At 56.1% G+C, this 21,552-nt stretch carries 20 protein-coding genes and 4 pseudogenes; 20 read left to right on the forward strand and 4 right to left on the reverse strand.

The features are described 5' to 3' along the window. The first annotated feature begins 656 nt into the window (after positions 1 to 656). From J5276_RS28540 to J5276_RS30865, 8 genes and pseudogenes are all read left to right on the forward strand, one after another. Positions 657 to 2,957 (forward strand): pectinesterase family protein, encoded by a 2,301-nt coding sequence (locus J5276_RS28540; protein WP_209160125.1) that lies wholly within the window; start codon positions 657 to 659, stop codon positions 2,955 to 2,957. Positions 2,958 to 3,150: 193 nt separating this feature from the next. After that, positions 3,151 to 3,297, forward strand: a complete 147-nt coding sequence (locus J5276_RS28545) for a transposase (protein WP_209160126.1) — start codon at positions 3,151 to 3,153, stop codon at positions 3,295 to 3,297. 491 nt (positions 3,298 to 3,788) lie between these two features. Continuing rightward, positions 3,789 to 4,733: pseudogene (locus J5276_RS28550) on the forward strand (IS630 family transposase). Between the two features lie 38 nt (positions 4,734 to 4,771). After that, positions 4,772 to 5,119 carry a transposase gene (locus tag J5276_RS28555; protein ID WP_209160127.1) on the forward strand — a complete coding sequence of 116 codons (348 nt, stop codon included), beginning with the start codon at positions 4,772 to 4,774 and terminating at the stop codon, positions 5,117 to 5,119. After that, complete coding sequence (gene tnpB / locus J5276_RS28560; protein WP_209160128.1) at positions 5,116 to 5,460, forward strand: IS66 family insertion sequence element accessory protein TnpB; 345 nt, start codon at positions 5,116 to 5,118, stop codon at positions 5,458 to 5,460. Before J5276_RS28555 ends, tnpB begins: the two co-directional genes overlap by 4 nt. A 73-nt stretch (positions 5,461 to 5,533) precedes the next feature. After that, positions 5,534 to 5,743, forward strand: a pseudogene (locus J5276_RS28565) (IS66 family transposase); the annotation flags it as partial. Between the two features lie 27 nt (positions 5,744 to 5,770). Beyond that, the gene (locus tag J5276_RS30630; protein ID WP_229002321.1) at positions 5,771 to 5,833 is read left to right on the forward strand and encodes a hypothetical protein; all 63 of its coding nucleotides are present in this window, start codon (positions 5,771 to 5,773) and stop codon (positions 5,831 to 5,833) included. Positions 5,834 to 6,024: 191 nt separating this feature from the next. Beyond that, positions 6,025 to 6,195 (forward strand): annotated as a pseudogene (locus tag J5276_RS30865) (Tn3 family transposase); the annotation flags it as partial. A gap of 205 nt (positions 6,196 to 6,400) precedes the next feature. Here the strand turns inward: J5276_RS30865 and J5276_RS28570 are convergent. Next, the gene (locus J5276_RS28570; RefSeq protein ID WP_209160130.1) at positions 6,401 to 6,709 is read right to left on the reverse strand and encodes a DUF1330 domain-containing protein; all 309 of its coding nucleotides are present in this window, start codon (positions 6,707 to 6,709) and stop codon (positions 6,401 to 6,403) included. Positions 6,710 to 6,809: 100 nt separating this feature from the next. On the opposite strand from J5276_RS28570, the gene J5276_RS28575 reads away from it, so the two are divergent. Next, positions 6,810 to 7,706, forward strand: coding sequence for a LysR family transcriptional regulator (locus J5276_RS28575; protein WP_209160131.1), 897 nt, complete (start codon positions 6,810 to 6,812; stop codon positions 7,704 to 7,706). A gap of 160 nt (positions 7,707 to 7,866) precedes the next feature. On the opposite strand, the pseudogene J5276_RS28580 reads toward J5276_RS28575, so the two are convergent. Further along, positions 7,867 to 8,026 (reverse strand): annotated as a pseudogene (locus tag J5276_RS28580) (IS630 family transposase); the annotation flags it as partial. A 321-nt stretch (positions 8,027 to 8,347) separates the two neighbouring features. Here J5276_RS28580 and J5276_RS28585 point away from each other — a divergent pair. Then, positions 8,348 to 8,929, forward strand: coding sequence for a TetR/AcrR family transcriptional regulator (locus tag J5276_RS28585; protein WP_209160132.1), 582 nt, complete (start codon positions 8,348 to 8,350; stop codon positions 8,927 to 8,929). Between the two features lie 58 nt (positions 8,930 to 8,987). On the opposite strand, the gene J5276_RS28590 is transcribed toward J5276_RS28585, so the two are convergent. Further along, positions 8,988 to 9,587 carry an alpha-amylase family glycosyl hydrolase gene (locus J5276_RS28590; protein ID WP_229002305.1) on the reverse strand — a complete coding sequence of 200 codons (600 nt, stop codon included), beginning with the start codon at positions 9,585 to 9,587 and terminating at the stop codon, positions 8,988 to 8,990. Positions 9,588 to 9,641: 54 nt separating this feature from the next. Beyond that, entirely contained in the window at positions 9,642 to 11,276 is a 1,635-nt protein-coding gene (locus tag J5276_RS28595) for a Na/Pi cotransporter family protein (protein ID WP_370647650.1), read from the reverse strand. A 472-nt stretch (positions 11,277 to 11,748) separates the two neighbouring features. Between J5276_RS28595 and J5276_RS28600 the strand changes: the two genes are divergently transcribed. The 10 genes from J5276_RS28600 (at position 11,749) to J5276_RS28645 (ending at position 21,080) form a co-directional block, all read left to right on the forward strand. Next, positions 11,749 to 12,522 carry a DeoR/GlpR family DNA-binding transcription regulator gene (locus J5276_RS28600; RefSeq protein ID WP_209160134.1) on the forward strand — a complete coding sequence of 258 codons (774 nt, stop codon included), beginning with the start codon at positions 11,749 to 11,751 and terminating at the stop codon, positions 12,520 to 12,522. 91 nt (positions 12,523 to 12,613) lie between these two features. Beyond that, positions 12,614 to 14,149, forward strand: coding sequence for an ABC transporter substrate-binding protein (locus J5276_RS28605; protein ID WP_255610375.1), 1,536 nt, complete (start codon positions 12,614 to 12,616; stop codon positions 14,147 to 14,149). Positions 14,150 to 14,205: 56 nt separating this feature from the next. Continuing rightward, on the forward strand, positions 14,206 to 15,153 hold the full coding sequence (locus tag J5276_RS28610) for an ABC transporter ATP-binding protein (RefSeq protein WP_209160136.1): 948 nt from the start codon (positions 14,206 to 14,208) through the stop codon (positions 15,151 to 15,153). Next, entirely contained in the window at positions 15,150 to 16,166 is a 1,017-nt protein-coding gene (locus tag J5276_RS28615) for an oligopeptide/dipeptide ABC transporter ATP-binding protein (protein WP_209160137.1), read from the forward strand. The genes J5276_RS28610 and J5276_RS28615 overlap by 4 nt, the downstream gene beginning before the upstream one ends. Next, on the forward strand, positions 16,166 to 17,083 hold the full coding sequence (locus J5276_RS28620; RefSeq protein WP_209160138.1) for an ABC transporter permease: 918 nt from the start codon (positions 16,166 to 16,168) through the stop codon (positions 17,081 to 17,083). Before J5276_RS28615 ends, J5276_RS28620 begins: the two co-directional genes overlap by 1 nt. 1 nt (position 17,084) lies before the next feature. After that, positions 17,085 to 17,951, forward strand: coding sequence for an ABC transporter permease (locus J5276_RS28625; RefSeq protein ID WP_209160139.1), 867 nt, complete (start codon positions 17,085 to 17,087; stop codon positions 17,949 to 17,951). 15 nt (positions 17,952 to 17,966) lie between these two features. Then, a complete protein-coding gene (locus J5276_RS28630) occupies positions 17,967 to 18,770 on the forward strand; it encodes a glycerophosphodiester phosphodiesterase family protein (RefSeq protein ID WP_209160140.1) in 804 nt (267 codons plus the stop codon). Further along, positions 18,763 to 19,569 (forward strand): inositol monophosphatase family protein, encoded by an 807-nt coding sequence (locus J5276_RS28635; protein WP_209160141.1) that lies wholly within the window; start codon positions 18,763 to 18,765, stop codon positions 19,567 to 19,569. Before J5276_RS28630 ends, J5276_RS28635 begins: the two co-directional genes overlap by 8 nt. Further along, on the forward strand, positions 19,569 to 20,039 hold the full coding sequence (locus tag J5276_RS28640; RefSeq protein WP_209160142.1) for an NUDIX hydrolase: 471 nt from the start codon (positions 19,569 to 19,571) through the stop codon (positions 20,037 to 20,039). The genes J5276_RS28635 and J5276_RS28640 overlap by 1 nt, the downstream gene beginning before the upstream one ends. A 60-nt stretch (positions 20,040 to 20,099) precedes the next feature. Then, positions 20,100 to 21,080 (forward strand): aldose 1-epimerase family protein, encoded by a 981-nt coding sequence (locus J5276_RS28645; protein WP_209160143.1) that lies wholly within the window; start codon positions 20,100 to 20,102, stop codon positions 21,078 to 21,080. Positions 21,081 to 21,552: the final 472 nt, after the last annotated feature.

The raw sequence follows: 21,552 nt of genomic DNA on the forward strand, positions 1-21,552 counted from the left end.
GCGCTAAGCTGAAAATCGAGTGCCAATCTTTGACCTAACCGCTGCACACGGAGCAGGGATGGGACGGGAGTTGGTGTTGGCAGAAGCATGTTGGAAGAATGCGCTCATAGTTATAAAACTGGCTGACCACAACGACTGACTTCGGGATGAGCTGGAAACTGAGGCGAGTTATGCACCTGTGTCATCTGCTTTCCCTCCATGAGTGCCACCATCGCGCTAGGCAGGCATCATACGCCGATGCCGGCCGGAGGGGGCATCCATCCCATCAGTTCATAAAGTCAAATTACTCTCGCCGAAGTACCGCTGCAAAAAGAGAGGGACCTCCGTTGAAACTTAGTCGATTAAAGTCTTTTGTCTGATCATCATGCTGCCCTACATTTGATGGACAAGATACGACGTTCCCGAGATATGGGTGAGACGAAAGGCGCCCTGATTGATTTGCCAGACACGCCCATCGCCTAGGACGTGAAGACTTCCGTCTCGAAAGAGGCTTTCGATTAACTGTTGCGGTTCGCCACAATCTTCGGGTTTGACAGCGGCTGCGCCTTTGGTGGAACTGCGAGGGTTCTATAAGCAATCGCGTAAAAGGGCCGAAAATTTGTTGGGCTTGGCGTCGTTAACTGAAACGAGGGGCGGAACATCGCGAGGATCGGTCTATGTCGTTATTGACGCGTTTATTTGGTGCGTGTCTCGTTTCTCTTCTTCTCGCTGCATCTGCGGATCAGACCTTTGGTCGGGATCGTCGGACACTCAGCGAGCCCACTTTGCCGAGTCATGTCTGCGTGAAGCTGTTGGCGACGACCGGATCTGTTGCCACTAACGGTTCCGACGACACAAGGAGGCTCCAATCCGCGATCGATGGCTGCCCGGTGGGCGAAGCCGTACGGCTTGGCTCAAATGGACAGGCTGGACGTTTTCTGAGTGGACCGCTGACTATGAAATCTGGCGTGACGCTTTGGATTGACAGCGGCGTAGCGCTGACGGCTATTTCCGATCCGCGCGCCTATGATCGCGGCGCCGGGCGTTGCGGTACGATCGACGACAATGGCAAGGGGTGCCGGCCGTTTATTCTGTTCGATCGAACGCAGGGGGGCGGGATCGTCGGTGATGGAGTCATCGACGGACGAGGTGGCGAAGTCATGACCGGCGGAACGGAAACCTGGTGGCAACTCGCCCGCCGCGCCCAAGTGCTAAACGGCAAGCAGAACAATCCCCGCCTTATCGAGGTCGACAAAGCTCACGATGTCACGTTCTATCGGATTACCCTTCGGAATTCACCCAACTTTCACGTTGTGCTGAATGGGGTGGCGGCGGCGACAATATGGGGCGTCCGGATAGATACGCCCGCGGACGCTCGTAACACCGATGGCATTGACCCGATTGGTTCGCAAGACGTCACCATCGCGCACAGCTTCTTCCGGACCGGTGATGACAACATTGCCATCAAGGCTGGAAACGAGCCGACACGACATGTGTCCATTACTGACGATCATTTCTACTGGGGCCACGGCCTATCGATCGGTAGCGAGACGAATGCTGGCATCAGCGACATTCTCGTGCGGGACATAACTCTCGACGGCACGCTTTCGGGAATAAGGATCAAGAGTGATGTTAGTCGCGGCGGTATCGTCAGTGGAGTACGTTATGAAAACGTCTGCCTCCGCAACAACAAGAAGCCGGTTGATTTCGATACGCGCTACGATGCCAAGGCGCAGGGAAATCATATTCCTGTTTACCGCGATATCGCGCTCCATCACGTCATCGGGCACGGTGGAATGCTCGTTATCCGGGGATATGACGACACGCATCCTCTCGGCGTGACGTTCGACGACGTGCGATTCGGCAGCGCAATCACCTGGCGTATAGAGGACGCAGATCTTACTGATGACCAGGGTGCAGTTATCCGGCCTCCGCGCGATTTTACTTCGGCCCTGGGGGCTGATGCTGACCATAGTTGCGACAACCGTTGGATTTCGTTTCTGGCAAGCAAAGATGAGCGCGTTTACGCGGCGCCGACGTTTCGATACAACCCGGTCGATCACGTGATGAAACAGGGAGCGGACCTCATTGTCGGCCCTGGTCAGACCTATGAGTCTGTGCAAGCGGCTGCCGACGCCGCAAAACAAGGCGATACAATCCTCATCGAGCCCGGCACCTATCGCGGGGTGGTGCACTTGCGTGCTCCTGATCTCCACCTCGTGGGCATGGGCAGGAACCCTGACGACGTGGCAATTGAAGCGGATCGGTCCGCCGGTGATAGTGGTGGAACATCTCATTCCGCAACGGTTTTTGCCGAAGCCGACGGTATCGAGATTAACCGTTTGACCATCGCTAACCGCTTCCACGAAGAACATCCGGACGTGGCGATGGGTGCGCAGGCTGTGGCGTTGTCGGCGACCGGCGACCAGGAGCGCTTTGTCAGTTTGCATCTCATTGGCTGGCAGGACACACTTTATGCTGGCAGCCATGGTTGCTCTTCTCAATCCTGCAAGCCTTCCCGTCAATATTTTCAGGACGATGTCATCGAGGGCGCAGTGGATTTCGTTTTTGGCGATGCGTTAGCGTGGTTCGAGCGGGCGGAACTACGTGGCGTAGACAGGTCTCAGGTGACAATAACGGCTCAGAGCCGGAGCACTCTAAACCAGCTCAGCGGCTATGTATTTAATGACTGCGTAGTGACCGCCAATTCTTCGGTGAAGACGATTAGTCTAGGTCGACCTTGGGGTGATTTTGCGACGGTGAGCTACGTTGGCTGCCGACTCGACAGTCGGGTTCTGCCGCAGGGTTTTACGGAGTGGCAAGGCGAACGGCGTCTCCCGACGGCACGTTATCTCATCGCCAATGCCCGGGGCGCTGGTGCGATTTCGAAGTATCGCGAAGCGTGGTTGGTAAAGCCTAATCCTGCTACACTGGCGCGGATGTCATCGCCCAACAAGTTCTTCGCCAAGGGAGATTAAATCTTATCCAATGGCCAGACCCCGCCATGCGCGCATCGTTAGCCGTCACGTCCGAACACCCAAACGCTGATCGCGCACGCTCGCCCATACCAACAGCGCAAAGGCATGGACATAGGTAAGCCCACGGTGAAGGCCGTCTTGCGATGACGGCCTTCTGACTGCCAGTCCTAGTGGTAACACTAGGAGTAATCATATGACGAAGCATCCAATTGAGGTGATCACGTCCGTAGAGCGCCGTCGGCGCTGGTCACGAGAAGACAAAGAGCGCCTGGTCGCTGCCTGCTTTGAGCCAGACGCGGTCATCTCCGAGATTGCCCGCGTGGCTGATATCGTGCACTAACGGAAATGATGTATGATTTCCGGCTTACCAGTTGTTCCGAAAATCTCCTCTGTTTGGGAAATACGGCTGCGGAGGCAATTTCGCGACTGAGGTCGTGCTCGGAATATGCACAAAAAACTCCGAAGATACGCCTCGGCCCAAAGCGTTTCGTCAATCTCGTCTGGAAATCGATCTATCATACTGAGATACCGCCGATTTCGTCGACGACTGAACTCACATTATGTGCCCGACTATCTTTATTGCCACGGTTGCCGGGGGTCTCACGATTGAATGCAAAACAACATCAGCGCCAGAAGTGCGTAAGCGACAAGCAGACCCCATCTGGCGAAGCAGCTTAGCGGTCGGGTATCGGTAGCGGACAAGATGAACCGCTGTGAGCTTCTATGTCTGCGCCTAGAGCACGTCCATTGAACGCGGAATCGCTTTGGGGATTCCCCTGACTGCCGAATTCTGATTCCATCGCCCCGACTGTTGATTTGGTCGGAGGCATTATGACCCGAGCTTTCAGTGATGATCTGCGTAGCCGCGTTTTGGCTGCGTCACGCGGTGGCATGTCGGCGCGATCGGCGGCGGCCAGATTTGGAATTGGCGTTTCAACGGCCATCGCCTGGATCGCCAGCGCACGGGCGGGTCAGTTGACGCCTGCGAAGCAGGGCCGACGCGGTGGCTCATGCCTGGATGCTCACGAGGGCTTCATCATCGGCATGATCGAAGAGGAAAAGGATATCACGCTCAACGAGATGGTTCTGCGATTGCGTGAGGACAGAGCCGTATCGATCGGTCGCAGCACGCTTGACGTCTGGCTGCGAAAGCGCGGCTGGACTTTCAAAAAAAGACCGCACATGGGCTGGAGCAGGAGCGTCCTGACCTCCTGAAACGTCGTCAGGATTGGTTCGACGGTCAACTCGATCTCGATCCGGCGCGGCTCGTCTTCATCGATGAAACTGGCTTGAGCACGAAGATGTCTCGGCTGCGCGGACGGGCCCTTTGCGGAGATCGATGCCGCGCACCGGTTCCGCACGGCCACTGGAAGACGACGACATTTACCGGAGCGCTCAGGCTATCGGGAATGACCGCACCCATGGTCTTGGACGGTGCGATGAACGGGGTAGCATTCCAGGCCTATGTCCAGCAAGTTCTCATTCCAACCTTGGGGCCGGGCGGCATCGTCATCATGGACAATCTGCCCGCACATAAGGCGGAGGGGGTGCGTCACGCAATCGAAGCTGCGGGATGCCGTTTGCTCTACCTTCCTCCCTACAGCCCTGACTTTAACCCCATCGAGAAGGCATTCGCGAAGCTTAAGGCTATCTTGCGCGCCAAAGCCGAGCGAACGATCGACGGCTTTATGGAATACCGTCGGCCACATCGTCACGCTGTTCGAACCGCAAGAGTGCGCCAACTACTTCAAATCGTGCAGATATGACCCCGAGTAAAGCGGACGCGCTCTAGCTCTGGAACTAGAACTTTCCATATGATCGAGGCTGTTGCGGACCGCTTTGAGGGCGCACCCCGGCAGCTTCGCCGACGCTGGTCGGATGATTTCAAAGCACGGGCAGTGGCAGAGGCACTTGAGCCTGGTTCGAGTGTCTCAGCGATTGCACGTCGGCTCGATATCCACCCGTCACAACTATTTGGATGGCGTCGCGCCGCGCTTGGCCCTCACAAAGAGAGCACAGGCTCGAGCGGTCATCAGGCAGTCACGCCATCAGCAAGCGTTGCGATAATTGAAGTTCTGATTGGCGGTATTGTCGTGCGCGCTCCCGTCGATGCTGACGAAGCTCATCTGCGGCGCGTGATCCGGGCAGTTCGCTCAGCATGATCCCCGCAGGTGTAAAGGTGTTCCTTGCCAGCCATCCTATCGACTTCCGCAAGGGACCGGACAGCTTGCTGTCTTTGGTGCGCGATGCTGGCAGTGATCCGTTCAACGGCTCCCTTTATGTCTTACGGGCCAAACGGGCGGACCGGGTCAAGATCGTCTGGTGGGATGGATCAGGGGTGTGCCTCTACTCGAAACGGTTGGAGAAGGCGCAGTTCTGCTGGCCTCGGATCGGCCACAACCAGGTGCAGCTCAACCATGCCCAGCTCATGGCGCTCGTTGATGGCATGGACTGGAAACGGGTCCGCTCGGTGGCGGTGAAGCCGCCGGAGATTGTTGGGTAAAGGCTTGCGGCGAAGTGAATCAACCGTCTGAAAGGGCAGGAAAACCGGAGCAAAATGTGCTCTGGTAGGCCTTATGACGCCGCCCGATCTGCAGCTCCCAGATGATGTAGAGACCCTGAAAGCCATGGTCCTTGCCATGGCTGAGAAGGCTGCGCGCGCCGATGCTCTCGAGAGCGAGGTCGCAGATCTGAAGGCCAGAAACGCCGATGCTGATGAACGCATCGAACGACTGACCCAGATCTTGAAAGCCTTCGATCGTGCCCGCTTTGGCCGGCGGTCGGAGTCCTGGCTCACCCAGACCCTCGAGCGCATCGCCAACGGCTGGCCGAGCAGCGATGTCGATGCACTCATGCCATGGAATTATGCGGGCTGAACGGCCTCAGCTTGCCGCTTACAGAAGTGCCGGGCGCATCGAATCTGATCGGGTTGACAGAGCGGACAGCCTTTGTGCGGCGATTGGAGATCGATCCGACGTTGCAGGCGCGTATGTCAGCAGGACGGTGGGACCAAATGATCCGGGAGGGTAACGCAACCCCGGCCTATCTTGCCAACGACTTGAATGCCAACGGCACGACATCTTCGTCAGATGGCCAATTCTCCCGCGTGAGCGACCGAACCACAAAGCGTGGCAACATAAATTTGCACTACGATAGTGGACACGGATAGAAATTCTATAGCCATCTGCCGGATCAGTACGGTTACTTCAGTATTTTGCCCATCAGTCTGACCCGCACACTGCTATGCCGCTTGGGGAGGGCGGCAACCACCCCGCCTTATTCCGACTCAGGTGTGGACACAACAAAACTCGCTGCGCTTCTCTTTTTTTTTTGGAGTCGGCTGGCGGTCGAAGTGGCTATTCTATTTCCGCTTTACCGCAGGGCAGCCGGTGCGCTAATGCGATAGGGTTGAGGCTACCAAAACTTGAGCGCACGCGTTTAGGTCAGTGCGGCTCAAAACCTTCGGTTACAGTGAGAAAACCGCCGCTTGTTGCGCCGATCCGAAGATGTTTGACTGCCGTGTACTCGGCGGAATCGTAAAACGCCTTCGCATTCTGGATATTGGGGAACTCAACAATAATTAGAACCGATTTCGGCTCGCCCTCTAGCCCGATAACGTTGCGATTCAGGACAATTACTTTGCCTCCGAAGCTTTGCAGCAACGGAAGTGTCTCTCGCGCGTAGTCGGCGATAGAAGCCTCATCTGTGACTGAATAATTCCCCACAAGATAGCCGGCGTTGGATTGTGTCATGATAGCGACTCCATTTTCTGATTCACCCGTTGAATTTATTGATCCGATATGGGTTTGAAAGATGCTATTTTGAGACGGTATGTCTCATTGGTGAGTTGATATGGATTTAGCTACGCTCTCAGACTTCAACCTAGTGGCGGGACATGGCGGATTCGGCCGGGCTGCACGCGCCTCTGGTCGCCCCAAAGCAACGTTGGCGCGGCGTGTCGCTGAATTGGAAAAAAGTCTTGGATATCGTTTATTCGAGCGGGGCCCACGAACGTTGAGACTGACAGATGAAGGACGAGCATTACATGAACGGACTTCCCCCCTGCTTGCCGAAATCGGAGAAATTGCGACCGAGATAGGGGATCGCGCGGCTCGACCGCGCGGTCGCCTGCGGATCAGCGCGCCTTTGCTGGTCGCCCACGCGATCATGGGTCGACTTGCAGCGGAATTTACGTTGCTCTATCCGGACGTGCTGGTTGAAGTCAGCGCGGAAGACCGCAACGTCGACCTAGTTGAAGAAGGCTATGATCTCGTTATTCGTATTAATCCGGGGCCAGAAGAAGGGCTGATCGGCCGGTGCTTGATGCGTGATCGCTTTGTTCTTGTTGCAGCACCTATCTTGCCTAAGCCGCCAGAAGGTAAAGATGTCCCGGCTGTTCTACTGGCAACGGCCGATGTCTCTCAGCCTTGGCGGCTTTTGGGACCAACTGGCACGACTACGTTGACACCGCGTCCTGTTCTTAAGCTGTCTTCTCTAAAAATGATGCGCGATGCGGTCCTTACAGGCGTCGGCGCAGCGATGCTACCTCTTTCCATGGTAGCACATGACGTTAAGCATGGCGAATTGTTACTCTGGGGCTATGCGGAAGGAGGGGACGCAGAACTTTGGGCACTCTACACTTCCCGACGCCTGTTGAGCAGGAAGGTATCCGTTTTCCTAGATTATTTGCGAAAATCATTCTCGAAGGGTGCGGTCGAAGAATTTGCTCGCGTGGTCGATCACGCTTGAATATTTTTTGGGATATCCCAATGGCTACACCATGGCTCTGTTGCAAAAAATCAATTGAAGGCCGAATGAGCGCTGACAATTTTCAGCGAGACTTTTGATAAGTGGTTTTAAGTGGTGTCAATTTCAGGGCGAGGCGATCTTCTGGACGGTTCGCTGGTATCGCGGTCCGCCGATCGCTGAGCAAGGTCCTAAGGATTGTCAGCGTGCGCCAGTGTCCGTGCGGTACAAACGCCCGCAGACGCTTACCCTTTGCTCACCAGCCCCTGATGGGCGTCATGTTGGTTTATCCTGATCTCATCAATAAAGACCAGCCGTTCAGGACAGGACTTCCATCTTAATATTGCTCCAATCATATTGCCAAGTTACTCCTACCCACGTAGCTAAATAGGGGAGCATGCCCGGCCCTTCCGGGGGCTAATTCAGCAATGCGGACCTACTACCTACGTGACAGGTTCCAGCGGTTCTTCATGCTAACTAACGCTGCCGTGATCAATTCGAGCATGTAAAGATGAAAGTCCTTACTTTCGACACTGCACGCCGTCGGAGTGCCGATATCGTCGCTTACGGTCGCCCTCGACAAGTCCATGTGCCAAGTCCTAGTATGCCTCGGGTCACACTTCTCGAAAAGGACGTGAGTGGACATGGTGAGACCACAGGAATTTAACACCGCAGATGTGCTGCACCGCGCCCTGAGCGTCTTCTGGAGCAAGGGGTATGAAGCCGCGTCGCTGGTTGATCTAGTCGAAGCGACAGGGCTCAGCCGTAGCAGCTTATACGGTAGCTTTGGTGGCAAGCACGCGCTATTCCTCGCAGCGTTCGACTCATATCGGGCTGATCGGGCGCGTGCGATGGACCTGACCCTTGACAATGGCCTAGGCAGGGCAGCGATTGAGACTTTCTTCCGCAGTATTATCGAAGACAGTCGCGCGCCCCATTTCTCCAATGGCTGCATGAGTACAAACCAGGCGGTGGAACTCGCGCCGCACGATCCTGCAGTACGGCAACGCATAGAGTTTGATTTCCAACTCATCGAAGATGCCCTCGAACGCACCATTGCGCGCGGAAAGGTGGACGGCTCGATTGCTACCGTCGCCAGTGCGAGGACGTTGGCGCGTCTATTCGTCGTCGCCTTTCCGGGTTTTCAGGTTTTGGTGCGCGCCGGCGGTAGCGAAGATCGTTTATCTGCCGCGCTGAAGCAACTTCTCGCCACTCTCGACCTATAGCAGATGGTTCCCTCAGCGCAAAAGACTAATACGTTATGGACTGAACGTTCCTTAACTGTTATAGCTGTGTACGCAGCGCGTGAGCGCCGTTCATTGTCAGATCACAGAAGGGAAACGTTACAGTGGCTTTTCCCACTGAAAATGCGGAGCCCCTTCTGACTCGCACTGGCTCGATAAAATGGGCTACGAATGTCGTCCAGATCATCCTTTGGCTACCGTCCGAGAGCGTCACTTTCGAGAACGGAAGGCCCGGACGGGGGCGATAAATATTGAGGAGATCCTGCTCGGTGGCCCCATGTGGAAAGACCTTGTCAAAGGTCATGACCATATCCGCGAACTCTGAGCTCTTCCCTTTCACCAAAAAGTCCTGGAACAAGCTCGATTTGGCCGAAACGTGATTGACGATAAGATCGGCCATCAGCTCTATCGTGAGGGACAGGTCGCGCACGTCCTGCCAGCTTCCCAGTCGCGGATCGACCGTCGTATGATCCGTGGGATCGAACCCGGCGTCGGCGCCATCTATCGGCGTGAAGAATGGCAGCGCATGAACACCGCCAAATAAGCCGGCAAACTTACCCTCTATCAAGGCCTTCAGGTCTGGAAAGCCGCCACCACTTAACCGGTCGACATAGGTAATCAGCTGTACTTCGTTCTTCATTATGAGCTTCCGATAGTTTGCCCCGGGGCACGAGGTGCATTGATCTGTTGTAGGTCAGGTTGTTGAGCCGCGAGCAATAAGACGGCTTTCGCCGAGTAGCCCCTGTTCGTCCATGATCGGATGGGCGACGGATACGATGTGGGCGTTGATCCGTTTGAGATCGCGCAGGATGTCGAGATGAAGCGAGCTGGTTTGCAGGCTGTCGGCGCGTCCGTGACGCAAACGCTCAAGGTGGCGCTCGGAGGATCGCTTCTCCATCTGACGCACCTCGATCTTGCGCTCCATGAGTTGGCGGGCAAGGCTAATGTCACGGGTGATCAGGATCGTTTGTGCGATCCTGAGATTGTCGATGGTCAACTGGAAAAGCTGCTGAAGCTCGGCAAAGCCGTCATTGGAGAACTTGAGGCCGTGCCCGATCTTCTTGGTCACCGCCTGCAATAGGCCTTTCTCGATGATGTCGCCGATATGTTCGAGGTTTATGGCATAGTCGATGATGACGATCGAACGGCGCCCTTCGTCTTCTGACAATCCGGTTTGGCCAAGTTTGGAAAGGTAGACCTTGACCTCCTGTTGCAGCCGGTCAACCTTACGTTCTAACTGGGAAATGTCCTTCAGCCTCGACGTGTTGTTCTGCTCAAATGCGTCGGAGACTTTCAAGAGCATTCTCTCGATCAGGTCTCCGACACCAAGCACCTCGCGGGAAGCGCTGGTGAGGGCCACGATCGGTGTCGAGAGCTCATCGGCGTCGAGAAATTTTGGGCCGTTCTCTGCGTGGGCCTGATCAGGGATCAGAATGGTCATCCAGCGCGCGATGAGCCGCGAGAAGGGCCATGCGAGTAGAGCGAGGGCGATGTTGAAGGCTAGGTGCGCGTCGACCGGAAGCTTGGAGTGGGGCAGGGGTAGCATGGATAGCCAATCGGCGAGAATGCCGGCACCGGGAAGGGTAAGGACGCAGCCGATGGCGCGAACGAGCAAGTTACCGAGCGTCACACGCCTTGCTGCTGCCGATCCCGACAAGGCCGCAATCAGCGGGGGGACCGCACCCCCCAGATTGGCGCCGAGAACCAATGCGACGACAAGGCCGCCAGACAGAATTCCGGTGGACGCCATCGACAGGATAAGAACAACCGCCGCTAGGCTAGAGGACGATGCAAATGCAATCGCCGCCGAGAAAATCATAGCGACGGGCCAGGCATTGTCGAGGAGCCCGATGAACGCTGCAAGTGCTGGTGAATGGCGCAACGGCTCGGTCGCCCCACTGAGAAGATGAAGCGAAAGCAACATCAGTGCAATGCCGATCAGAGCGGCTCCGGCGCCCTGACGCGACGTTGTCCCGCCTCGATAAAGGATGATCCCCAGACCAAACAGGACAGGCGAAACCCATTCGATCCCGGTTGCAACGATCCAGGCCGTTACCGCTGTGCCGACATTGGCTCCCAGCAGCACGACCTGCGCCATGCGCGGCTTGATCAGTTCCCGCTCCACGAACGAAGAGACCATCAGCGCGGTGGCCGTGGAACTCTGCAGCGCCACGGTCGCGACAAAGCCCGAAAGAAACGATCGTGTGCTGCTCCTTGTCCCGGTGGCGAGACCGGTACGAAGCTTCGAACCCAGCGCCCGGGTAGCTCCTTCCTTTACCTGCGAAAGGCCGAACAGCAGCAGAGCAACGGCCCCAAACAGGTTGATCATGACGGTTATCGATTCCAACGCCGTCTCCTCAATCTCTAAGCTGGTTTGGTTCGGAATATGGTCGAAATGAACTCGTGAGAGCGCAGCCAAGGAACCGGTGGGCAAGCTGGGAGGAAAGCTGCCCACCGGCATCCTGCCTGCGCCGCCTCGCAGACAGGAAGGATATCTTGGAGCCCCACGCGGGGATCAACGTCAATCGATCGTGCGCCGGATACAGAAATCCCCCGAATTTCACCTCAGGCAAAAACAAGCACGCTTCCTCCATGCAGCCCAAAAAGGTGATCGATATCGCTCAGTATGCCAACTGCTTACACCGCGAACACGCGTGGCCCATCGCTCAGCAGAGAGGCATTTAGTCGCGTTTTCCATTGTCACAACGCAACAAAGCTGTCATCAAACTTTCATTTGACGAAGATCGAATACGATCATAATATGAGCGATATAGATCATTCTCAGGTGAAAGGGAAGTGTTGTGTTCAACTCGACGCAGGACCGCCAGGCTAAAATTGTCGAGCTGTTACGAGGCGAGCAGTTTCTGTCCATCGGGAAGCTGACTGACCATTTCCAGATTTCAGTAGCGACCGCGCGGAGGGATCTAAGCGAGCTCCATGAGGCTGGTCTTTTGCGCAGGACCCATGGCGGAGCTGTCAGCGTCTCTCAGGTTGCTCAGGATAAGCCGAACGCTGCTCGAGCCGTTTCGCACCAGGCGGAGAAAGCGGTAATCGCTGCTGCGGCCGCAGCGATGATAAAGGACGGAGACGCTGTCCTTTTGGATGCCGGTACCACAGCCCTCGAAGTGGCGAAGTGCCTTTCGGGGCGCGCTGGACTGACGGTGATCTCGAACGGTGTCGATATTGTCGCCGAATTGATCGGTGGCGAAACGCAAAACGTCTATTCGGTTGGCGGGGAATATACCGAAACCAACCGCTCTTTCAGGGGGCCGCTCGCCGAGCAGTTCATACGGCAGTTTAATGTCGACAAATTGGTCCTCAATGCCAGCTCGATCGATCTGGATCGGGGGCTGATCTGCACGGCGTCACCCCTGAACGCAAGTGTGCAGAAGGCCATGATCGAGGTCGCAAGCCGCGTCATCGTTGTGGCGGATCATTCAAAATTCACGAAATCGAGCCTCTCGGTGACCGCCAGGATCGACGACGTCGCTGTGATCGTCAGTGACGCCGGCGCAAAAGGCATCATCGAGACAGTACCGGAAAAGCTGCGGAAAAAGTTCGTCATCGCGAACTGAGGTTCGAAGTCCGCGCAGAAGCACAAGCACTCTTTAGATAGAGCAGGGAGAGGACAACCAAATGCTTAAGACCAGTCGAAGAAGTTTTATGATGAGCGCGGGGGTGATAGCTCTTGCGGCAACCGCAGGCGGAAATTTTGCATTTGCCGCGGATCGTCGCGCGTTGCGCATCGGTGTAAATGGGCTGCCGCCGTCGATGGAGCCGATCAACGGCATTAGCAACACCGGCCCGCGTATCATCAACCAGATTTTTGATACCTTGATCCGGCGCGACTATTTTGCGGATGGCGCCAAGGGAAACGGTATCAAGCTTGTGCCGGCGCTTGCTGAAAGCTTCGATCGGATTGACGATAAGTCTATTCGTTTCAAGCTTCGGCAAGGCGTCAAATTCCACAACGGCGCCGAGATGACGGCGGAAGATGTCGCGTTCACCTTCTCTTCTGAGCGGCTGTGGGGTGACGAAGCTATCAAGACGATTCCGAATGGCCGAAATTTTTCGCCTAACTGGGACGAGCCGGTTGTGGAAGACAAGTACACCGTCGTTTTGCGTACGAAGACGCCGTCCTATCTCATCGAAAAATATCTCGGCTCCTGGCTCGGGCCGATCGTCCCGAAGGAATATTACAAGAGCATCGGTGCGGTTGCCTTTGGCAACAAGCCGATCGGTACAGGCCCATACAAGTTCAAGGAGCTTGTCGCAAACGATCATGTGACGCTGGAAGCAAATGACGGTTACTGGGGCGACAAGCCTACGGCCTCGACGATCACTTACCAGGTCGTTGCGGAACCAGCCACGCGCGTGGCCGGTCTGATCAGTGGTGAGTATGATATCATCACCACGTTGACGCCGGACGACATGGCATTGGTTGACGGTTACTCTGACCTCGAAACGCGTGGCACGCTGATCGAGAACGTCCATATGTTCACGTTCAACATGAACCAGCCGATCTTCCAGAACAAGACATTACGTCGTGCTCTGGCCCTTGCTGTCAATCGCCCGCTGATGGTCGAGGCCTTATGGAAGAACAAGGCTTCCATACCGAACGGCTTCAATTTCCCGCATTACGGCGCGAGCTATGATCCGAAGCGAAAGCCGATGGAGTTTAACCTCGAAGAGGCCAAGCGCCTCGTCAAGGAAAGCGGTTACGACGGCACCCCGATCACCTATCATACGATGGGCAACTACTACGCCAACGCCGTCCCCGCGTTGATGATGATGATCGAGATGTGGAAAGCCGCTGGCATCAACGTCGTGCCGAAGATCTTCGCGCCGGGGACGACGCCCAAGGATCCCGACATCTTCATCCGCAATTGGTCGAATGGCCAGTGGTTGACCGATGGTCTCACGACCTTGGTATCCGAATTCGGTCCCGGTCGCGGCATTCAGAAGCGCTGGGGCTGGAAAGCACCCGCAGAGTTCAACGAGCTCTGCGACAAGGTTGCACAGTTGAAGGATGGGGAGGAGCGTTCAGCAGCCTTCAACCGTCTCCGCGATATCTTTGAGGAAGAAGCTCCTGCTGTCCTTATGTATCAGCCATATGATGTCTACGCCGCACGCAAGGACGTCCAATGGAGTCCCGTCTCATTCGAAACCATGGAATTCCGCGGCAACCTTAATTTCAAATAACAACAATCCAACGAGGTGGCGGTGCGCATCCGTGCGCACCGTTCAGGGAGGATGGAATGCCTACTTTGTTGAATGTTCGTGATCTCGTGGTCGAGGTACCGGCACGCAATATCAGGATTATCGACGGTGTCAGTTTCTCTTTGGAAACCGGCCAGACGCTTGGGCTCGTTGGTGAGTCGGGTTGTGGAAAGAGCATGACGTGCTACGCGGTGGGCAACATGCTTCCGCGGGGAATTGCGAAAACCGGCGGATCGATCGAATTCGGGGCGGGACGGACGGCGTCCGACAAATCCGGCAAGCCGACGATTGCGATGATCTTTCAGGACCCGACAAGCAGCCTGAACCCGGTCCATACAATCGGCTACTACTTGGAGTCGGCCCTTTATCGCCACCAGGGTCTGAAAGGCAATGATGCTCGGCTGGAAGCGATGCGCCTTCTTGAGCGTGTCGGTATCGATCGCGCCAAAAGCCGGCTGCGCTCCTATCCGCATCAATTCTCCGGCGGAATGAACCAGCGCGTCATGATCGCCCATGCTCTGGCAGCAAAGCCCCAGCTCTTGATAGCCGACGAGCCGACGACTGCGCTCGATGTGACGATGCAGGCACAGATCCTTCATCTGCTCGAAGAACTAAAAGCCGAGACCGGCATGGCGCTTATCATTGTATCCCACGATCTTGGTGTGATCGCGCGTCTCGCCGACAGGGCCGCCGTGATGTATTGCGGAAAAATCGTCGAGACGGCGCCCGTTTTTGAATTGCTGGAGAGACCAGCCCATCCGTATGCTCGCGCTTTGATCGACTGTATGCCGAGTATCGACGCGGAGGATCTCGAACCGCCCGTCCCGATCCCTGGATCGGTACCGCTCCTCGATAGCCTTCCACAAGGCTGTTATTTCTACCCACGCTGTTCGCGTGCGACGGCAGAATGTTCAGCGCGCTTTCCAGCGCCTGCTAATGTCGGTCTCGCTCATGAAGCGGCTTGTTATCATCCGGTGGCTGCATGAGCGCGCCCCTCCTCAAGACACGCGATCTGTCCAAGGCCTTCGGTCAGAAGACCGGCTTTTTCTCGAAGTCCACGAGCCTTTTTGCTTCCAGATCGATCGACTTGGAACTGGCACCCCGCGAGAGGCTCGGAATTGTCGGCGAATCCGGAAGCGGCAAATCGACACTCGGCAGACTTCTCCTCGGCCTGACACCGCCGACCAGCGGTGACATCTGGTTCGAAGGCGTGAACCACAAGGAGCGGACTGCTCAGGACTGGAAGAACTTCCGCATACACACGTCGCTCGTCCAACAGAATCCCTTGTCGGCTTTGAATCCGCAGATGACGATAGGCGAGCAGATTGCCGAGGGTCTTATTGTCCATCATGTGACGAACCGTGCGGCTGCCTATGAGCGGGCTGCCGCCATGCTTGAGCGGGTCGGCCTGTCGAGTGCGATGATGGACCGTTATCCGCACCAGATGTCTGGCGGCCAAAGACAGCGCGTCGTGATCGCTCGGGCTCTCATCCTTGACCCCAAGCTGGTCGTCTTCGATGAAGCCGTGTCCGCTCTAGACGTGTCAGTTCAGGCGCAGGTTGTGGCGCTGCTACGGGAACTCTGGCGAGACCTAGATCTTGCCTACGTCTTCATTACTCACGACCTTCGCATTGTTCGCCATCTCGTGGACCGCATTGCGGTGATGTATCTGGGGCGTGTCGTGGAGACCGGCGAAATCAGGTCGGTCTACCAGTGGCCGCGTCATCCTTACACACGTGCGCTTCTCGCATCTGTCCCCACCATGGACCCGACTGTCCGCAATGTCGAACCGCCGATCAAAGGCGAGTTGGACGTAACGAAAGCCGGACATGGCTGTGCTTTTCGATCGCGCTGTCCGTTTGCTATCGACAGATGCGCGAATGAGACTCCAGTACTTCGATCCGTCGGGGACCAGCAGGTGGCATGCCACAGGGCTGAAGAGTTCCCTCGATCAATCGCTTCGTTGCCGGCAAACCCGCTGCAAAAGGAGATTGCCTGATGGTGGCTTTCATTTTTGCCCGCCTGGTCCGGGCTGTCATCGTGCTTGCATTCACCGTAACTCTTGTTTTTGTTGTTCTCCGCTTAAGCGGAGATGCCGCGCAACAGATGTTGCCTGACACTGCAAGCCCCGAGGCGTTGGCCGCTTTCCGGGCCAAGTGGGGGCTCGATCGGTCAATAGTCGAGCAATACCTGATTTACGTCGGTAACGCGTTGAGAGGCGACTTCGGGACTTCTTACGCCGATGGCCGAGACGTCTTCGATGTCGTCAGCGAGCGAATCCCGAAAACGCTGCTTCTGACGGTCTCGGCCTTTGTTCTGAGCATGCTGATCGGAATTCCAGCGGGCATTCTCGCTGCGGTTCGGCGGGAGTCTGCTGTTGACAAGGGCGTCATGGCAGGCGCTGTCCTTGGCTACAGCATTCCGAATTTTCTGCTGGGCCTTGTGTTTGTCTTTGTTTTCGCTGTCTGGCTGCGGGTGCTGCCGAGCTCGGGAAGTTCGTCATGGAACCACGTGATCCTGCCGGTCGCCACCTTCGCATTGTTCAATGCGGCCGCCATTGCACGGTTCATGCGCTCCACCCTGATCGATGTTCTTGGCCAACCCTATATCGCCGCGGCTCGCGCTGACGGCATCCCAAACTGGGAAATCATACTGCGACATGCTTTGCCGAACGCGGCAATACCTATGGTGACCACGCTCGGCTTCACCGCTGGCGGACTGCTTGGGGGCGCCGTTCTTATCGAGCCAGTGTTTGCGTGGCCGGGGCTCGGTAGCGGTTTCGTCGCCGCAACCAGCAGCGGCGACCTGTCTGTCGTTCAGGCGATGATTCTTCTCTTCACTGCATTCATGGTGACGATCAATCTGACCGTTGATGTGCTTTACGCAGTTCTCAACCCCAAAATCAGGAAGCACTGACATGACGACAGCGACAGCTTCTCGCTCGTTGAAGGGCGCCGTGTGGGCTCCCTTTCATCGTATGCCCGTCAGCATTGGACTGTGCTGCGCATGGATTGCCATTGTCGTGATCATTGGCATCACGGCGCGGTGGACAGCACCCTATGATTACCTCCATCAGGATCCGCTGGCTCGGTTTGCCAAGCCGTTCGTGTCGGTAGCTCATATGCTCGGGACCGACTACCTTGGCCGAGACGTCGTCAGCAATCTCTTGGTCGCAACCCAGACGACTCTGATGATCGCGGTCGTCGGATCGCTGATCTGCGCTCTGATCGGCACGTGCCTGGGGCTGATTGCCGCCCATTTTGGCGGATGGATCGATAATGCGATCATGGGTTTCTCCGACGCCATGGCATCTGTTCCATTCATCATCGTCGCGTTGGGTATTCTCGCGATCTTCGGGTCAAGCCCACTGTTATTTATTTTTCTGGTCGGGTTCGCGAACTGGGAGCGTTATGCGCGATTGACCCGGGGGCTGGTACTGAGCGCGAAAGAGGAGGGGTATGCGGAGGCGGCGCGGATCGTCGGCGTGCCCCCAATGCGTATCTACCTGCGCCACATGCTGCCGAACATTGCTGGGCCGCTCATTGTACAGTTCACAGTCAATTTCCCGGAAATCATCCTGCTTGAAAGCGGTTTAAGCTTTCTTGGTCTTGGTATTCAGCCGCCTGCCACCAGCCTCGGCTTAATGGTGGCCGATGGTCGCAATTATCTCGCGATCGCCTGGTGGCTGGCTGCTTTCCCGGGCGCGGTGATCGTGTTGACGACCCTATCGATCAGCCTGCTCGGCGACTACCTGCGCGACCGCTTCGACGCGCGACTTCGTTAAATGAAAGGAAATAGAATGAACCCGCTGAGAATGACGGCGAAAACAATGCGCGTCGCTGGCCATCGCGGCCATAGCGAAGGCGCACCGGAAAATACGTATGCTGCGTTTCGCGCGGCCCGAGAATTTGCGGGACCCGGCGTGACCTGCGAAACCGACCTGCGTATCACCAGTGACGGTGAACTGGTCCTGATCCACGATGAAACCGTCGATCGCACGACGGATGGCCATGGGCTCATCCGCAACATGACCTATTCCGAAATTGCCGATTTGAGTGCCGGTCGTTGGTTTGGCGAAGAGTTCGCCGACGAGCGGGTGCCACGTCTGCGAGATGCTCTTCAGTTCGCGCGTGAGCATAAAATAATCTATCAACTCGAGCTCAAGACCTACGGTCAGGATGAGGTCTTTTTTCCCAGGCTGAGGGCGCTTATCGATGAGCTCGGTTGTGCGGACCGGCTTCAGTTTTCATCCTTCGACTTCGTTCAGCTCAGGGCGTTGAAAAAAGCTATTCCAGAGGTACCCACCGTAGGCTTGTCGCACTCGCGCCTCATCGATCCGGCCGCCATCGCACGCGAAGCCAACGTTGATGCCATCAACCTTGAGATCCACCACTTTCCAAGCGGAGAAGCAATGCAGCTCCATGACGGCGGGATCGCGACTTTCCTACACGTTCCGCCCCCGAGCAAACTGAAGAGTCTCAAGACGTACGGGGTCGATATCGAAGCCGACGTCGTTCGTTGGATTCGCGAAGGGCAGCTTGATCAGTTGATTAGCAACGACGTGTCGCAGGTCGTGCGGCTTAAGGACGAAGCCAATGGCTGATTTGCATACGGGGGACACAGTCGAGGCAGTTGTAGAAGACATTGCGAGGGAAGCGGGCCAACTGGCCCTTCAGTATTTCCGCAAGGTCACTGATTTGCCTGTCGAGAAAAAGGGGCATCTTGATCTCGTGACGGAAGCGGACAGGCAGGTCGAGGAGTTCCTGATCGCCAATCTCAAGAGATCTTTTCCGGAAGACGGCGTCTATGGCGAGGAAGGTGGCGAGATCAATGGAACGTCCGGACGGACCTGGGTTATCGATCCTATAGACGGGACGTTCAATTTCGTTCGCGGTGGCCAGAACTGGGCGATTTCCATCGGACTCTATGAAAATCGCCGTCCGGTCTTCGGCGTGATCTACGCCCCCGTGCGAGATCTGATGCTGACTGGTGGCAGGGACGTCGAGACGCAATTGAACGACAAGCCCTTACAACCGATTCCGCCTCTCGACCTTTCCCGGGCTTCTATGGGGGTTGGTCTTCATCCGTCTGTCGCAACCGAAGACCGGCTCGAAGTCGTTCGTTTTATCTCCGATGATCTTCGCATCAGCTTTCGATGCTGCGGTTCGGCAACCCTCTCTCTCATCGAGGTGGCGATGGGAGAAACCGATGGCTATGTGTCGTTGGGGGATTCGACCTGGGATGTGATGGCGGCGTTGCCGATACTCGGCAACCTCGGCGTCTCGCATACGATCGACTGGGACAGGACTGAACTGCCGCAGAAGCTCCGTTTTGCTTGTGGAAGCGACGCTTTTCTGGAGAAAGTAAGACCACTGCTCCAGAAAGTCGCGGTTGCTGCCTGATGGCGCGCGGCGCAACCAGGTCTGGTCGTAGTTCGAGTGGCGCTACAGCTGAACAGTACGCGGCTCTATGTGTGCGGTCCACTGATCGCGCGGATGGCGATTTTGAGGTTCTTCTCATCACAAGCCGAGAAACCGGCCGTTGGGTGATCCCCAAGGGTTGGCCTATGGAAAGGAAGAAGCCATATCAAGTTGCGAAACAGGAGGCGTGGGACGAGGCCGGCGTCAGAGGCCGCGTGAGCAAGGAGCCTTTTGGTCACTACACCTACGACAAGAAGATCTCGCGAGATGAGCGTCTTTCCTGCCTCGTTCAGGTTCATCTGTTGACGGTTTCGGACGTTGAAGACGAGTTCCCGGAGCGGGGCCAACGCATTAAGAAATGGTGTTCACCTGCAGATGCCGCTCTCGCTGTGAACGAGCCTGGGCTCCAGGAGCTTATCTTCAGTTTGCAGAACCGGGATGCGGACAAATAGCGTCACGCGCGTTAGTCGGGCTCCGGGCAATCTCAGTAATTTTTGGTAATCAAGGATATTATGGATATCAACCTGTTGAAGAAGTCTCCCGATCTGAGAGGTGTAGCAGACATCCGACTGGTGGCGGTGGAGGATGGCCCGGCGCGAGGTCAAAGGCTTCTCATTGCCCGCAACGCGAAGGGAATTTCGTTCGAGGTTGCGGTCGACAGAGGTTTTGATATCTCCAGCCTTGCCTTCAAGGGCTTGAATATTGGATGGAATTCGCCAACTCAGATGCGTTACCCGCCATCTGACCCTGGCTCCGAGGAGGGGTGGGGTTTCCTCCGCAACTTCGATGGCTTCATGGTGACCTGCGGTCTCGACCACATCAGCCGTCCGCGCGATATAGATATTTCGCACTTCGAGCATCCCCATCTTAAAACAAAAAAGATGCCCCTGCACGGAAGGATCTCTTCAGAGAGAGCCCGGCTGGTGGGATATGGCGTCGACCATGAAACAGAAGAAATATTCTGTGAGGGTATCGTTAGGCAGGCGAGTGTGTTTGGTGAAACTCTCGAATTGCGGCGGCGCATAACACTTGGGATATTTGGCTCTGAAATAGCGATTGCCGATGCGGTTACCAATCGCGGCTTCGTACCGTCGCGTCATGCAATGATCTACCACCTGAATTTCGGTTATCCTTTTCTCGACAAGAACCTGGAATTCTCAGGTCTTCCCGAAGTTCTCGCTGCGAAACTACGGATTGATACACCTCTTCCCGATGACAAGTACGGCGAGCGTGTGGATACTATAGATAGCCGTGATATTCCCGGGCCTGATCCTATCCGACTGTCAAACCCGGCACTCGACATATCTGTGCGGCTGTCGTTCAGCCGTACGCACCTGAACAAGCTGGCGATTTGGCGAGCATATCAATCGGGTGTGTACGCGCTCGGCGTTGAGCCCCGGACGGACATTGCAGAAGAGCGCCCCTTTCTTCAGCCGGGCGAGAGCTGCAATCACACGGTCGAACTAACATTTAGCTCTTGCGAGAGCATTTGATGCCCGGTCGGCCATGATGACCTTCCTTGACCTGACACGAACCTTTTGATCCTGATGATACTATTCTGTTAGAAGGCAATTGGAGGGCGATCCTGCTCGACGTTTCAACACAGCTGGAACACCTCCTTTCGCCGCACGAACTGGCCGATATTGCGGTTCGTGTCGAGAGAGCTTTGCAAGAATTTTGGTCTTCATCCGAACTCTCAATCCGTTTCGCGTCTATTCGACCCACATGACATTGTTGACGCGTTGGTTCGCATATTCGGCGTCTGCTGCTACGGCGGGGAATAATTGTTATTGCAAATATCAATAACGATTTTTCTACCACGTCGAGACCCTGCGTTAGTTATCAATCGAAACCGTGAAAGCGGGAAAGAGCGTGTACTCACGACGCTCGCTGACCGGATCGTTTACTCGCTCGTTCCAAATGGGAAGGTCGGCTTCATGTAAGCATCGGCTTTTTCTGCCTTAT

Source organism: Agrobacterium sp. S7/73, from assembly GCF_019355535.1.
In the GTDB taxonomy this organism is placed as follows: Bacteria; Pseudomonadota; Alphaproteobacteria; order Rhizobiales; family Rhizobiaceae; genus Agrobacterium; species Agrobacterium tumefaciens.

Bases quoted from the DNA above. Each gene is read 5' to 3' on its own strand.
- J5276_RS28635 (WP_209160141.1), top strand. From the start codon at position 18,763: ATGGCTGATTTGCATACGGGGGACACAGTCGAGGCAGTTGTAGAAGAC.
- J5276_RS28645 (WP_209160143.1), top strand. From the start codon at position 20,100: ATGGATATCAACCTGTTGAAGAAGTCTCCCGATCTGAGAGGTGTAGCA.
- J5276_RS28595 (WP_370647650.1), bottom strand. From the start codon at position 11,276: ATGATCAACCTGTTTGGGGCCGTTGCTCTGCTGCTGTTCGGCCTTTCG.
- J5276_RS28620 (WP_209160138.1), top strand. From the start codon at position 16,166: ATGGTGGCTTTCATTTTTGCCCGCCTGGTCCGGGCTGTCATCGTGCTT.
- J5276_RS28570 (WP_209160130.1), bottom strand. From the start codon at position 6,709: ATGACACAATCCAACGCCGGCTATCTTGTGGGGAATTATTCAGTCACA.
- tnpB (WP_209160128.1), top strand. From the start codon at position 5,116: ATGATCCCCGCAGGTGTAAAGGTGTTCCTTGCCAGCCATCCTATCGAC.
- J5276_RS28640 (WP_209160142.1), top strand. From the start codon at position 19,569: ATGGCGCGCGGCGCAACCAGGTCTGGTCGTAGTTCGAGTGGCGCTACA.
- J5276_RS28615 (WP_209160137.1), top strand. From the start codon at position 15,150: ATGAGCGCGCCCCTCCTCAAGACACGCGATCTGTCCAAGGCCTTCGGT.
- J5276_RS28540 (WP_209160125.1), top strand. From the start codon at position 657: ATGTCGTTATTGACGCGTTTATTTGGTGCGTGTCTCGTTTCTCTTCTT.
- J5276_RS28590 (WP_229002305.1), bottom strand. From the start codon at position 9,587: ATGAAGAACGAAGTACAGCTGATTACCTATGTCGACCGGTTAAGTGGT.
- J5276_RS28575 (WP_209160131.1), top strand. From the start codon at position 6,810: ATGGATTTAGCTACGCTCTCAGACTTCAACCTAGTGGCGGGACATGGC.
- J5276_RS28630 (WP_209160140.1), top strand. From the start codon at position 17,967: ATGAACCCGCTGAGAATGACGGCGAAAACAATGCGCGTCGCTGGCCAT.
- J5276_RS28605 (WP_255610375.1), top strand. From the start codon at position 12,614: ATGAGCGCGGGGGTGATAGCTCTTGCGGCAACCGCAGGCGGAAATTTT.
- J5276_RS28610 (WP_209160136.1), top strand. From the start codon at position 14,206: ATGCCTACTTTGTTGAATGTTCGTGATCTCGTGGTCGAGGTACCGGCA.
- J5276_RS28555 (WP_209160127.1), top strand. From the start codon at position 4,772: ATGATCGAGGCTGTTGCGGACCGCTTTGAGGGCGCACCCCGGCAGCTT.
- J5276_RS28625 (WP_209160139.1), top strand. From the start codon at position 17,085: ATGACGACAGCGACAGCTTCTCGCTCGTTGAAGGGCGCCGTGTGGGCT.
- J5276_RS28585 (WP_209160132.1), top strand. From the start codon at position 8,348: ATGGTGAGACCACAGGAATTTAACACCGCAGATGTGCTGCACCGCGCC.
- J5276_RS28545 (WP_209160126.1), top strand. From the start codon at position 3,151: ATGACGAAGCATCCAATTGAGGTGATCACGTCCGTAGAGCGCCGTCGG.